Origin of the sequence: Streptomyces sp. NPDC001351, assembly GCF_042896045.1 — a bacterium.
Lineage (GTDB): Bacteria > Actinomycetota > Actinomycetes > Streptomycetales > Streptomycetaceae > Streptomyces.
Map to the genome: position 1 here is coordinate 673,671 of NZ_JBIAWS010000006.1, position 12,471 is coordinate 686,141.

Below are 12,471 nucleotides of genomic sequence, written 5' to 3' on the forward strand. Positions count from 1 at the left end.
GGTCAGATCGCGTACGACATCCCCGGCGGCGGACCGCGCCGCTGCACCGCGTGCCGCAGCAGCAGCCGTCGCAGCGGCCGCGGGCCGTCGGCACCCGGGCGTACGGCGTCCGGCGCGGCCGGCAGGCTCTGCGCCCCGCCGCGCACCCGCCACCAGGCCGCGAGGCCCGGTACGAGCGTGACCGCCCGCCGCAGCAGCGACCACAGCGCGGCCTCACCGCGCCGCAGCCACCAGGTCAGCACCACCGCCGCGCCGACATGGGCGGCGGTGGCGTGCGGGGTCAGGGCGTGGGAGTGGTCCATGGGCATGGCGCCCATGCCCTGCATGCCGTACATGCCGTGCATGAGCATCATGGGGTGCGGGCGTACGGCGTCGAAGGCGAGGTGCAGGCCGCCCTGGGCCGTGAGCGTGCCCGCGCCGATCGCGGCCAGCGAGCGCTCCCGGGCGCCCAGCAGACAGCCGGCTCCGAAGACGGGTACGAACCCCGAGGCCTGCACCCACACGGGCGGTGGCGTCCCGGTCGCGAGTGCGTGCCCCCCGGCGGCGAGCAGCACGCACAGCGCGGCGAACACCGCCGCGCGCACCGCGCGTACCGAAGGAGACGCCGTCATGGCGCCCGATCCTGCCATGCGCCGGAGTGGCTGCGCCCGGCGGATCCCCCGGCGCACAGGTGCAGACTGGAGACCCACCAGGAAGTGCCGGGCGAAGGAGGTGACGGGGTGACGGCCGGACTGCGCATCCGTATCGAGGGCGTCGACCTGCCGGGCCGTGCGTGCGGGCCCGACGGGGACATGCCGTCGTATACCGACATCCACGTGGCCGTGCAGCGCCGGGACCGGCCGGGCGAGCTTCTCGATCCACAGCCCGGCGACGCCGTGTCCGCGAGTTGGACGCTGGGGTGCACGGTCACAGGTACGGACGTCAAGGGGCCCTGTGTTCAAGGGCGTCCGGGCGGGCGGTTCGTCTATCTGTCCTGGGGGACGGTCGACGACTCCGGTGCCTTCGGCATGTTCCGGCGCGCCAAGCTGATGCTGGACGCCGTGCCCGCCGAGGTACTGGGCGCCGCCGTGCGCGAGGGACTGCTGGTGGGGCGGCTGCGGCTGACCGACGCCCGCGGAAACCCGCTGTGCGCACGGGTGGTACCGCCGCAGATCGCCTGGAGCGCGGAACAGGGGTAAGGGCCCGGAGCCCGCGGCGGTCTGCGTAACATGAGCGCCGTGACAGCCCCTGCACAGCATCGCGACGCGCCGCCGCCTTCCCTGCGGTGGCGGGTGCTGCTCGTGCTCGGGCTGCTGGCCGGGCTGCTCGCCATGCATGGCCTGGCGCCCGGCGGCGGTGTCGTCGAGCACTCCGCCGCACCGCACATGACCGCTGCGGTCGCCCTGCACGATGACTGCGCGGGCCACGACTGTGGTGGCGGCCATGTCCATCACGCCGACCAGACCTGTGCGTCCGGCGCTCTGAGCGGCGGGCCCACGCTGCCCGCGCTGGTTGCCGACCCGGTGGCCGTGCCCGCGCTCTCCGACGCCCCCTGCCCCTGTGCGGGCTCGGCCCCGGACGGTGCACGCGCGCCGCCCTCCCTGGCGGAACTACAGCTCCTGCGGATCTAGACACCACGCGGCACCGCGTCCGCACACGACCGGCGACGCGGTGCGCCTCGGCACGTCCAGATCCCTTTCACGCAGCAACGCAGGAGTTCCAGCATGCGCAACACCCGTACGTCCATGGCCCGTCGTACCGCCCTGGTGGCCGCGACCGTCACCGCCGGGCTCGTCCTCGCCGCCTGCGGCGGCAGCAGCGACAGCGGGAGCGGCGGTCACGACGGCCACGCCTCCGGCTCGTCCTCGTCCTCGCCTTCGTCGAGCACCGCCGCCCACAACGCCCAGGACGTGTCCTTCGCGCAGGGCATGATCCCGCACCACCAGCAGGCCCTGGAGATGGCGAAGCTGGCCGCCGGCCGGGCCTCGTCCGCCAAGGTCAAGGATCTCGCGGCGCGCATCGAGAAGGCGCAGGACCCGGAGATCCGGACCATGAGCGGCTGGCTGAAGTCCTGGGGCCAGAGCGTGCCGTCGGCGATGCCCGGCATGGACCACTCGGCCCATTCCGGCATGGCCGGAATGATGGGCACCAAGGACATGGACAAGCTGGAGAAGGCATCCGGCGCGGAGTTCGACACCATGTTCCTGACCATGATGATCGAACACCACAAGGGAGCCGTGCAGATGGCCGGCACGGAGAAGTCAAAGGGGGCCTACGCCCCCGCCACCTCCATGGCCGACGACATCATCACCGGCCAGACCGCCGAGATCACAGAGATGACCAAGCTCCTCGGCAAGAGCTGACACCCCGGGGGGAGGGACCGCTGCCGGCCCCTCCCCCGCCCTCAGGGGGCGCGGGGCTGTATCTATATGCGGCTCCGCCGCGGGGCGCGACCAGCCACGACGGCGCAGCAGTCAAAAGACGACCCATCACGGCGCACCCCGCGGAGCGAAAAGCGCCGCCAGCACCTCCGCACAGATGGCCATGGCGGTCTCGGCCGGCGTACGCGCCCCGATGTCCAGCCCGATCGGCCCATGGATCCGCCCGAGCCGGCCCTCGTCCAGGCCCGCCGCCAGCAGCCCGGCGGCGCGCCGCTCCTGCGTATGGCGGGAGCCCAACGCACCGACGTACGGGACTCCGGAGGTCAGCGCGGTGTGCAGAGTGGGCACGTCCACATCGGGCTCGTGGCTCAGCATGATCAGGCAGGTGGCGGCCGGATGCGAAACAAGCACCTTGCCCGCGTCCCGGGCGACCGACGTCACCGTGGCCTGCCAGCCGAGCAACCCGGCCTGGGCGACCAGGAGTTCGGCGAGTTCGCCGCCGCCGACGATGACGAGGTGGGGGACGGCGGGGCAGGTCTCGACGAGACAGAGTCCGGCCTCGGTCGCGTGCACCTCACGCCCGGCGCGGTGGCGGGCGAGCAGGTCACGGGCACTGGCGGCGGCCTGGGGCGGCACGTCCGGGCCGTCGGCCCTGTCGTCCGGGGTCACGACGGCGCTGACGGCATGCGTACGCCGCTCGTCCAGCCAGGTCACCAGCGCCGCGTCGGCTCCCGCACCGAGCAGCTCCCACCAGCGGGCCGGAACGGCGGCCAGGGGCTGGAGAAGGATCTCGGCCTGCCCGCCGCAGGTCAGCCCTGCCTCCTTCACACCGTCCTCGTGCACGGCCACCGCGACCACCCGGGCGGTGTGACCGGGCGGAAGCGAGGCCGCCTCGGCGACCAGCTGCCGGTCGAAGGCGCCCCGGTAGAGCCGGCCGTGGCAGTGCCCGTCCTCGTCGACGAGGATCGCGTCGGCCGGATGCCGCGGCCCGAAACCGCGCTCGCTGAGCGGTCGCGCAAGGACGGCCGCGCGGCCCTCCGCCGCCCACTGTGCTGCCGTACCGGCCACATCACGCATGGATCCAGCTTAGTCCGCAGGTCAGTACACGTCCCTGACGTAGCGCTTCTCGCTCGCGAGTTGCTTGCAGTACGCCGTCGCGCCCGCCTCGTCCAGGCCGCCGTGCAGCACCGCGATGTCGCGCAGGGCCTGGTCGACGTCCTTGGCCATGCGGGAGGCGTCGCCGCAGACGTAGAAGTGGGCGCCGTCCTGGAGCCAGGACCACAGCAGCGGGCCGTGTTCGCGCATCCGGTCCTGGACGTAGACCTTGGCGCGCTGGTCGCGGGAGAAGGCGGTGTCCAGGCGGGCCAGGGTGCCGTCGGCGAGGAAGGCGGTGAGCTCCTCCTCGTAGTAGAAGTCGGTGGCCCGGTGCTGCTCGCCGAAGAACAGCCAGTTCGGGCCACGGTGGCCGAGCGCGCGACGCTGTTCCAGGAAGCCGAGGAAGGGGGCGACGCCGGTGCCGGGGCCGACCATGACCATCGGGGTGACGGGGTCGGCGGGCGGGCGGAAGTGTGCGGAGCGCTGGACGTGCACCGGTACGGGGGTGCCCTGCCCGGCGTCGGCCAGGAAGGGGGAGCAGACGCCCTGGCGGGGGCGGCCGCGCAGGTTCTCGTAGCGGACGACGGAGACGGTCAGCGAGACCAGGTGGGGGTCGGTCAGCGGGCTGGACGATATGGAGTACTGGCGTGGCCGCAGGCGGCCCAGCGCGTCGGCCCACTCCTGGGCGTCGGCCCCGACCCGGTGCTCGGCGACCACGTCCACGGCCTGCCGGCCCCAGGACCACTTCGCCAGCTCGCCCTTGTTGTCGGGGCGCAGCAGCTTCTTCAGCTCCCTTGGGTCGCGGGCCCGTTCGGCGACGAAGCGGAGCAGGTCGGGGCTGACGCGGGTGATGTCGAGGTGCCGGAGCAGGGCCTCGCCGAGGGGGACCTCGCCGGCGCCCTTCACCTCGACCGCCGTCTCCGCGTCCAGGCCGGTGACGGCCAGCCACTCGGCCACCAGCTCAGGTGAGTTGAGGGGCCGGACGCCGAGCGCGTCGCCCGCCTCGTAGAGGAGTGGGGTCTCGCTGTCGCGGGTGTCGAAGGTGAACCGGCGGACCTCCTTGCCGGCCCCGGGAAGGCTGAGGAGACGGTTGCCGGTGAGGCGGGCGGTGACGGGGGCGGGTTTCTTCGTGCGCGGGGCGGGGGCGGGTTTCTTCGTGCGCGGGGCGGGGGCGGGCGGGGCCGCCGGAGCGAGGGCCGGCCGTTCCGGCGTACCGGACAGGGCCGTGAGCACCTGGTCGAGCCACGCGTGTGCCGCGTCCTCGTAGTCGGGCTCGCAGTCCGTGCGCGGGGCGAGGCGCAGCCCGCCGAGCTCGTCGAGGCGCTGGTCGAGGCGGCGGCCGTGGCCGCAGAAGTCGTCGTAGGAGGAGTCGCCGAAGGCGAGGACGGCGAAACGCCGTCCCTCCATGCGCGGGGTGTCGGGCGCGGTCAGCGTCTCCCAGAACCCGCTGCCGTTGTCGGGTGCGTCGCCGTCGCCGAAGGTGCTGGTGACCAGGAGCAGGTCGGCGCCGGAGGGCAGTGCGGCGGGGTCGGCCTCGTCCATGCCCAGCAGGGAGGCGGCGTGCCCGTGGGACTTGACCCGCTCGGCGACGGCGGCGGCGAACTCCTCGGCGTTGCCGGTCTGCGAGGCCCAGAGGATCACGACCTCACGGCCGGGTGACGACGGGGTCGGTACGGCCGTGTCGGCGGCCCGCGAGTACATGCCGGCCAGCACCCCGTTGACCCACAGGGCGTGCTCGGGGCTGAAGGGCGCGGAGGCCGGCAGCACCGGCACGCCCGGGGCACCGGAGGGGATGCCGGCGAGGAACCCGACGAGGTACTGCCGTTCCTGCGCGGTGAGCACGGGCGGCGGGGCGGGCGCGAGCCCGAAGGGATCAGAAGCGGGAACCGTAACCGGTGCCGCCTCAACTGCCGCTTCCGCGCCCGGAGTTCGCACCGTCACCGGAGTCGACACCTTGGTCAGCGACACCGCGCACACCTTCAGCTCCGGCTGGAAGGACAGCGGGTCGACGGCGTCGCCCGTCACGGCGTTGACGCTCAGGTACTCGCCGAACAGGTCGTTCCAGTGGAAGGGCGCGAAGCAGCTCCCGGGCCGCACCCGGTCGGTGACCACCGCGGGCAGCACGGCCCGGCCGCGCCGCGATGCGACCTCCACCGAGTCACCGTCGCCGACGCCGAGTGCGGCGGCGTCCTGCGGGTGCAGCTCCACGAACGGTCCGGGGTTGAGCTTGTTCAGCTTGGGCACCTTCGCCGTCTTGGTCAGCGTGTGCCACTGGTGCTGCAGCCGCCCGGTGTTCAGTACGAACGGGTAGTCGTCGTCGGGCATTTCGGCGGCCGGGAGGTGCGGACGGGCGAAGAAGGCGGCACGGCCGCTCGCGGTGGGGAAGGTGAGGGAGCCGTCCTCGCCGACGTAGCGGACGGGGTTGCGGTCGGGCCCGTCCTCGCTCGCGGCGGGCCACTGCACGGGGGCCCCGCGGAGCCGCTCGTACGTCACCCCGCGCAGGTCCCAGCCGGTCTTCGGGTTCCAGGCCTGCTTGATCTCCTCGAAGATCTCCTCGGCGCTGTCGTACGAGAAGCCCTTCTCATAGCCCATCTCCCGTGCGACGGCGGCGATGATCCGCCAGTCCGCCGTGGCCTCGCCGGGCGGGTCGGCGGCGGGCCGGGCGAGGGTGAGGTTGCGCTCGCTGTTGATGAGGACGCCCTCGGTCTCGGTCCACAGGGCGGCGGGCAGGACGATGTCGGCGTACGCGTTGGTCTCGGTGTCGGCGAAGACGTCCTGGGTGACGACGAACTCGGCTGCCTCCAGGCCTTCGATCACCGTCTTGCGGTTGCCGACGGAGGCGACGGGGTTGGTGCAGATGATCCAGCAGGCCTTGATCTCGCCGTCGGCCATCTTCTGGAACATCTCGACGGTGCCCTTGCCGACCCCGTCGGCGCGGATGGTGCCGGGTTCCAGCTCCCAGAGTTCCTCTACGAACGCCCGCTCCTCGTCGACGAGCACGGACCGCTGGCCGGGGAGACCGGGGCCCATGTAGCCCATCTCGCGGCCCCCCATGGCGTTGGGCTGGCCGGTGAGGGAGAACGGGCCGCTGCCCGGCCGGCAGATCGCACCCGTCGCGAGATGCAGGTTGACCAGGGCGTTGGTGTTCCAGGTGCCGTGCGTGGACTGGTTGAGGCCCATGGTCCAGCAGCTGGTCCACTCCCCCGCCTCGCCGATCAGCCGGGCGGCCTCCCGGATGTCGTCCTCCGGGATGCCGGTGATCCGGGCAACGGTGGCGGGCGGGTAGTCGGCGAGGAAGGCGGGCATCTCCTCCCAGCCGTCGGTGTACCGGGCGATGAACTCGGGGTCCGTGTGACCGTTCTCGTACAGGAGGTGCAGCAGGCCGTTCAGCAGCGCGAGGTCGGTTCCCGGCTTGATCTGCAGGAACAGGTCGGCCTTCTCGGCGGTGGCGGTGCGGCGCGGGTCGACGACGACGAGCTTGGCGCCGGCCGATTTCACCCGTTCCCTCATGCGCAGGAAGAGGATCGGGTGGCAGTCGGCCATGTTGGAGCCGATGACGAAGAAGAGGTCGGCGCTGTCGAGGTCCTGGTACGAGCCGGGCGGTCCGTCGGCGCCGAGCGACAGCTTGTAGCCGGTGCCGGCACTGGCCATGCACAGCCGTGAGTTCGACTCGATCTGGTTGGTCCGCACGAACCCCTTGGCCAGCTTGTTCGCCAGGTACTGCGCCTCCAGGCCCATCTGCCCGGAGACGTAGAAGGCGATCGCGTCCGGCCCGTGCTCGTCGACGATCGCGCGAAGGCGCCGGGCCGTCTCCCTGACGGCCGCGCCGACGGCGTCCGGCACGGGCTCCTCGCCCCGCTCGTGCCGGACCAGGGCCGTGGTCAGCCGGCCGGGCGCGGCGAGCAGGTCGGCGGTGGTCGCGCCCTTGGTGCAGAGGCGGCCGAAGTTCGCGGGGTGCTCCTTGTCGCCGGACGCCTTCAGGACCCTACGGCGTCCGTCCGGTCCGAACCCGACGTCCAGCACGATGCCGCAGCCCACCCCGCAGTACGAGCAGACCGTCCGCACCTTCGTCGCCGTCGTCGTGTCGGCGTTCCGCGAGTCCGGCGCGGCCACGGGCACCCCTGCCTCTCATGATCGTCCCGTACGGGTGGAGCTTCCGTGACGGTACGAAATACCCATTACACCGATGTCTCCTGGGCCGTTCAACAGGGGTTACGCCGGGCGCACAGGGGTCGGGCAGGCGGTGTGAGAGGTCTTCCGGGGAGCGGCTCGGGGTGTGGGAGTCAGCTGCGGTCAGGGTGTCGTACGGGTACTGCGGTACCCCTCCGTCTGCACGGACTCGGCGGCCACGCGGACGCCGTAGCGGTAGGCGAGCCTGCCGCCCAGGTATCCGGAGACACCGAGGGCGGCCAGGGCGACGGCGGAGAGTGTCAGCTGCCCGTTGCCGACGCTCTGCCCTCCCGCGTAGCCGTCGCCCTGACGCCAGGCGAAACCGGCCGCGTATGCCGCGGTCACGGCGAGGTTCAGTGCCATGTGCACCAGCGCCGTACGGAAGGCCGGTGTCCCGGTGGGGATGGCGAACAGGTCGAGGAGGCCGACGCTCGCCGCCACCAGGGCGCCGAGCACACCGATCGCGATCAGCCAGGCCGAACCATGGGTCAGGAAACCCGGCCGGTCGACGATCTTGGAGGCGATGTCGAAGACCAGGCTGCACACCCAGGCCCCGATCGGCACGGTGACCAGGATCGGATGGAACGGATGTCCGTACGGGCCCGCCAGCGCAGCGCTGACCGGCTGCTTCGCCTGACGTAGCTCACTGTCGACCGTCATGGGCCACCTCACCTGAGAGGCGTTTCACCAACAAGTGTTGGTCTTATTCGCGCGGAGGTCAACCGCTGACACCGAGTACCCCGAATCGGAGTTACCGTGAGCCCGTGACCTCCGGCTCCGACCCCATCTCCGCGCTCGCCGTCCTCGGCGACGAGTCACGGCGCCGGCTGCTGGACTTCGTACGGCGGGCCCGGCGGCCGGTGACCCGGGAGGAGGCCTCGGCGGCGGTCGGGATCTCCCGCAAGCTCGCGGCCTTCCACCTCGACAAGCTGGTGGCTTCGGGCCTGCTGCAGTCCCGGCACGGCGGGCACGGCCCGCGCCGGGTCGGCCGCGCACCGAAGGTGTACGAGCCCGCCCCGCACACCCTCTCCCTGAGCCTCCCCCCGCGCCGCCACGACCTGCTGGCCTCGCTCCTGACCGAGGCCCTGACGGCTCAGAAGCAGGGGGAGAACGCGCAGGAGGCGGCTTTGCGCGTGGCCGGGGAAAGGGGCGCGGCCGTCGGCGCCGAGGCCCGGGACGGCGACATCATGGCCGCCCTGGAATCGCTCGGATTCGAACCCGCCGAGGAGGGAGCCGGGCGCACGGTGCTGCACAACTGCCCGTTCCATCCGGTCGCCGCACAGGCACCCGATCTGATCTGCGGCATGAACCACGCCTTCCTGCGCGCCTGTCTCGCCGCGTCCGGCCATCCCGAGACGACCGCCGTACTGACCCCTCAACCCGGTATCTGCTGCGTCGAGTTGCACACCGAACGATAAGAACCTGCGAGAGCCGGCAGGAAAATGCCGTGCGCGTTCGAATTCACGATCCCTTCGTTTTCTCCACGGAACACCACCGGAATGCAATGCGTGCATTGGGGCGGTGAGGTCCGTTCTCACAGTGACTGCCCGGTCGGAAATGAGGCAATGAAACCATCGATTAACTGACGCGTAGCGGACGGGAATCGTCACACCGGTGCACTCCTCGTCACCGCCGTTCACGCACAGCGTCAGGAGGGACCATGTCCTTCTTTGCCAGGGGGACCTGGCCAGCAGACCATCGCGATGAGATCGTCGCGGGCGCGCTCGTCGCGGCCGTCGTGGTGGTCCTCGGATACGCCTCGGGCATCGGCGCCCAGGCACCGACGACGATCGACACCGCGTCCCCGCCCGCGTCCGGGGCCTCTTCCCCACCGCATCAACCAACGGCCCGCTCCGCAACCGGTCCTCCCGACACCGCCGCCGGGAATTACGGCTCCGGGGCGGCGGGCGGCTATGGGCCGGGCGGCAATGACGCCGGAATTCCCGCAACGGGCGGCCTGCCGCCCGCGGGCGGGGAAAGCGGTCACCATCACGGTTCCGGCGGATCGGAGGGCGGACCCACCACCGGCCCCTCGCCTTCTCCCACTCCGGCCCCCACGCCCTCGGGCAACTGCGACGAGGGTGAAGTCCACCTCGTTCAGCCGCTGTTGAACGGCGTGGCCACTCCCGTCACCGGCCTGCTGGACGGGCTTTTGACCCCGGCCTCCCCGAGTCCGTCGCCCTCCCCGTCCCCGTCGTCGGCCGGCGCCCTCTCCTCACTGTGCGTCGGTGTCGCCGCCTCGCCCTCGGTCATCCCGGAGGTACTTCCGTGAGACGCCGCGCCCCGTCTCTGCTCGCCCTCCTCCTGACCGTGCTCGCGGCCCTGCTGTTCGCGGCACCCCCGGCCTCGGCCCACACGGAGCTGGAGTCCTCCGCGCCGAAGGACGGCGCCCTGCTCCGGAACACCCCCGCCACCGTGCGGCTCACCTTCAGCGAGCCGGTCGAACCGGCCGACGTGCACATCAAGGCGGCCGGCAAGCAGCTGGCCGTGTCCCGGGGCGGCCAAGGCAGCGACGCCGTCGAGGTCACCGTCCCGAAGATCTCGCAGCAGGAACAGAGCAAGGACCGGGGCGATCTGACCCTGGTCTGGCAGGTACTTGACATGGAGGACGGTCATCTCACCTCCGGGAAGCTCTCCTTCCGCCTCACCGCGAGGGCGGGCCACCCGGCCGAAGCAGCGCCGGCCCCGCAACCGTCCGAGACGGTGCGCTCCGCCTGGGTCGCCGTCCGCTGGGCCGGCTATCTCTCCCTCGCCCTGTTCGTCGGCGGTCTGGCGTTCCTCGCGCTGCTCTGGCCGCAGGGCGCGTGGGACCGCCGTACCCGCCGTGTCCTCACGCTCTCCTGGGCCGCCGGTCTCGCGGCGAGTCTGCTCGCGCCCGGACTCCAGGGCGCGTACGGAACGATGGGCACGCTCGGCGACGTGCTCCGGCCCGGCACCTACACCGACCTGCTGAACACCGAGGTCGGTGTGGTGGCCGCCTGCCGGGTGCTGATGTGGGTGCTCGCCGCCGTCGCGCTGGCCGCCCTGCTGCAGGGCGGGGACCGCACCGCACGGTCGCCCGGCTGGCGCGTCGGCGCGCTCGCCGTCGGCCTCGGGCTGCTGCGGACCACGAGCATGACCGGCCACAACTCCGAGGGCACACACCCCGGTTGGGGGGCGGTGGCAGACCTGGTCCATCTGCTCGGCGTCTCGCTGTGGCTCGGCGGTCTGACGGTGCTGCTGCTCGGGGTGCTGCCCCGGCGCCGCCCCGACGAACTGTCGGCCGTCGTGACCGGCTACTCCACGCTCGCCGGGGTGTCGGTCGCGGCGATCGTGGCGGCGGGGGCGGTGCTGACCTGGCAGGTGGTCGGGTCCTTCGACGCCCTGTTCCACACCGGCTACGGGCGGCTGCTGCTGCTCAAACTCGCCGTACTGGCCGCCGTGTTGCTGATCGCCCAGCGCAGCCGCGGCTGGGTGCGGACGCGGCTCGACATCGCCGTACTGCTGCGCGGCGACCGCGCCACCGTGCGGCCCTTCGTCCACTCGGTCGCGGCCGAGACGGGGCTCGTCCTCGTCGTACTCGCCGCGACGAGTCTGCTGGTCACGTCCGCTCCCGGCCGCTGACCCGCACCCCTGTCCCACCCCTCTCCCCTCACCAGGGAACTCACAAGGGAGAAGCACCACCATGCACACAGAGGAAACCACCGCACCCGCGCCGCACCACCGGAGCTCCCGTGCGGGCAACCGGGTGCTGCTGGCCACCGGCCTCGGCGCCGGCCTGGCCGCCGTGGCCGGCCTCGGCCTGCTCCAGGCGTCCGCCGGGGCCGCGGCCCCGCAGACCGCCGCCCCGGCGGCCGAGGCCAAGTCGATGTCGGACATGGACCACTCCTCCGGCAAGGCCGCGGCGGCCGACCACACCATCGAGATCAAGAACTACAAGTTCGCCCAGCCGAAGCTGACGGTGAAGGTCGGCGACACGGTGAAGTGGGTCAACGAGGACTCCGCCCCGCACACGGTCACCACCAGCAGCGGCCCCGCCAAGTTCGACTCCGGCACCCTGCAGAAGGGCGACAGCTGGTCGTACACCTTCACCAAGGCCGGTACATACGACTACTACTGCGCGGTCCACCCGGACATGACGGCGTCGATCACCGTGGTCGCGAACAGCGGCGGCGGCTCGGGCGGCTCCACCGGCGGCTCCACGGGAGGCAGCTCCGGCGGCTCGACCGGAGGCTCCACGGGCGGCTCCACGGGCGGTTCGACCGGCGGCGGCACGGGTGGCTCGACCGGCGGCTCCACCGGCGGGTCGACCGGCGGGGGCAGCAGCTCCGGCGGTACCGGCGGCGGGGGCGACGGCGGCGACTGCGTCAGCGTCCAGCAGGTCCTGCTGCCGATCCTGCAGCACATCGACAAGGCGCACCTGGAGCAGTCCCCGGGCCAGCAGGTCCAGGACGCGCTCAAGCTGGACAGCTACCTCAAGATGCACACCGTCTGGCTGGAGTCCATCCTCACCCCCGCGGTGAACGGCACCGGAAGCGTCGCCGACGACACCCTCGGGGTGCTCCTGCAGCACATCAACAAGGCGCATCTGGAGGAGTCCCCGGGCCAGCAGCTCGCGGACATCCTCAACCCCGACGCCTACGTGAAGATGCACACGGTCTGGGCCGAGCACCTGCTCGCCCCGACCGAGAACTACCTCACCAACTCCTGCTGAACCAGCTCCTGTTGGCTTCCCTCAGCAGGACGCGGCGGGGGGGGGGCGGGGGGGGGGGGGGCGGCGCGCCCCCCCCCCCCCCCGCCGCCCCCGCCAGGCAGCCGCGCACCGGGTGGGGGCGGGTGGACCCGCGGGAGCCCCCCCCCCCCCCGG

11 protein-coding genes are annotated in these 12,471 nt (G+C 72.3%); 7 read left to right on the forward strand and 4 right to left on the reverse strand.

Annotated elements, in window-relative coordinates; translation table 11 throughout:
- Positions 1–2: 2 nt before the first annotated feature.
- On the reverse strand, positions 3–611 hold the full coding sequence (locus ACFY1U_RS25310) for a hypothetical protein (protein ID WP_390696391.1): 609 nt from the start codon (positions 609–611) through the stop codon (positions 3–5).
- 108 nt (positions 612–719) lie between these two features.
- Between ACFY1U_RS25310 and ACFY1U_RS25315 the strand changes: the two genes are divergently transcribed.
- The 3 genes from ACFY1U_RS25315 (at position 720) to ACFY1U_RS25325 (ending at position 2,342) form a co-directional block, all read left to right on the forward strand.
- Positions 720–1,178 carry a DUF5990 family protein gene (locus tag ACFY1U_RS25315; RefSeq protein WP_390696392.1) on the forward strand — a complete coding sequence of 153 codons (459 nt, stop codon included), beginning with the start codon at positions 720–722 and terminating at the stop codon, positions 1,176–1,178.
- A gap of 39 nt (positions 1,179–1,217) precedes the next feature.
- Positions 1,218–1,610 carry a DUF6153 family protein gene (locus ACFY1U_RS25320; RefSeq protein ID WP_390696393.1) on the forward strand — a complete coding sequence of 131 codons (393 nt, stop codon included), beginning with the start codon at positions 1,218–1,220 and terminating at the stop codon, positions 1,608–1,610.
- Positions 1,611–1,703: 93 nt separating this feature from the next.
- The gene (locus ACFY1U_RS25325) at positions 1,704–2,342 is read left to right on the forward strand and encodes a DUF305 domain-containing protein (RefSeq protein WP_390696394.1); all 639 of its coding nucleotides are present in this window, start codon (positions 1,704–1,706) and stop codon (positions 2,340–2,342) included.
- 126 nt (positions 2,343–2,468) lie between these two features.
- Here ACFY1U_RS25325 and ACFY1U_RS25330 read toward each other — a convergent pair whose 3' ends face one another.
- The 3 genes from ACFY1U_RS25330 to ACFY1U_RS25340 all read right to left on the reverse strand — a co-directional run bounded on the left by ACFY1U_RS25330 (position 2,469) and on the right by ACFY1U_RS25340 (position 8,285).
- Positions 2,469–3,437 carry an XdhC family protein gene (locus ACFY1U_RS25330; RefSeq protein ID WP_390696395.1) on the reverse strand — a complete coding sequence of 323 codons (969 nt, stop codon included), beginning with the start codon at positions 3,435–3,437 and terminating at the stop codon, positions 2,469–2,471.
- 21 nt (positions 3,438–3,458) lie between these two features.
- Positions 3,459–7,568: a molybdopterin-dependent oxidoreductase gene (locus ACFY1U_RS25335; RefSeq protein WP_390696396.1), complete on the reverse strand. Its 4,110-nt coding sequence runs from the start codon at positions 7,566–7,568 to the stop codon at positions 3,459–3,461.
- A 180-nt stretch (positions 7,569–7,748) separates the two neighbouring features.
- Positions 7,749–8,285: a DUF2231 domain-containing protein gene (locus ACFY1U_RS25340; protein WP_390696397.1), complete on the reverse strand. Its 537-nt coding sequence runs from the start codon at positions 8,283–8,285 to the stop codon at positions 7,749–7,751.
- 104 nt (positions 8,286–8,389) lie between these two features.
- Here ACFY1U_RS25340 and ACFY1U_RS25345 point away from each other — a divergent pair, with 104 nt between their 5' ends.
- The 4 genes from ACFY1U_RS25345 to ACFY1U_RS25360 all read left to right on the forward strand — a co-directional run bounded on the left by ACFY1U_RS25345 (position 8,390) and on the right by ACFY1U_RS25360 (position 12,318).
- Positions 8,390–9,043: a helix-turn-helix transcriptional regulator gene (locus ACFY1U_RS25345; RefSeq protein ID WP_390696398.1), complete on the forward strand. Its 654-nt coding sequence runs from the start codon at positions 8,390–8,392 to the stop codon at positions 9,041–9,043.
- A 242-nt stretch (positions 9,044–9,285) separates the two neighbouring features.
- Positions 9,286–9,897: a hypothetical protein gene (locus tag ACFY1U_RS25350; RefSeq protein ID WP_390696399.1), complete on the forward strand. Its 612-nt coding sequence runs from the start codon at positions 9,286–9,288 to the stop codon at positions 9,895–9,897.
- Positions 9,894–11,228, forward strand: coding sequence for a CopD family protein (locus ACFY1U_RS25355; RefSeq protein ID WP_390696400.1), 1,335 nt, complete (start codon positions 9,894–9,896; stop codon positions 11,226–11,228). Before ACFY1U_RS25350 ends, ACFY1U_RS25355 begins: the two co-directional genes overlap by 4 nt.
- 61 nt (positions 11,229–11,289) lie before the next feature.
- Positions 11,290–12,318 carry a cupredoxin family copper-binding protein gene (locus ACFY1U_RS25360; protein ID WP_390696401.1) on the forward strand — a complete coding sequence of 343 codons (1,029 nt, stop codon included), beginning with the start codon at positions 11,290–11,292 and terminating at the stop codon, positions 12,316–12,318.
- The last annotated feature ends 153 nt before the right edge of the window (positions 12,319–12,471 follow it).

What these genes read in the sequence shown, in the direction of transcription:
- ACFY1U_RS25310 (WP_390696391.1), bottom strand. Translation starts at nt 611, where the DNA reads ATGACGGCGTCTCCTTCGGTACGCGCGGTGCGCGCGGCGGTGTTCGCC.
- ACFY1U_RS25325 (WP_390696394.1), top strand. Translation starts at nt 1,704, where the DNA reads ATGCGCAACACCCGTACGTCCATGGCCCGTCGTACCGCCCTGGTGGCC.
- ACFY1U_RS25360 (WP_390696401.1), top strand. Translation starts at nt 11,290, where the DNA reads ATGCACACAGAGGAAACCACCGCACCCGCGCCGCACCACCGGAGCTCC.
- ACFY1U_RS25340 (WP_390696397.1), bottom strand. Translation starts at nt 8,285, where the DNA reads ATGACGGTCGACAGTGAGCTACGTCAGGCGAAGCAGCCGGTCAGCGCT.
- ACFY1U_RS25330 (WP_390696395.1), bottom strand. Translation starts at nt 3,437, where the DNA reads ATGCGTGATGTGGCCGGTACGGCAGCACAGTGGGCGGCGGAGGGCCGC.
- ACFY1U_RS25350 (WP_390696399.1), top strand. Translation starts at nt 9,286, where the DNA reads ATGTCCTTCTTTGCCAGGGGGACCTGGCCAGCAGACCATCGCGATGAG.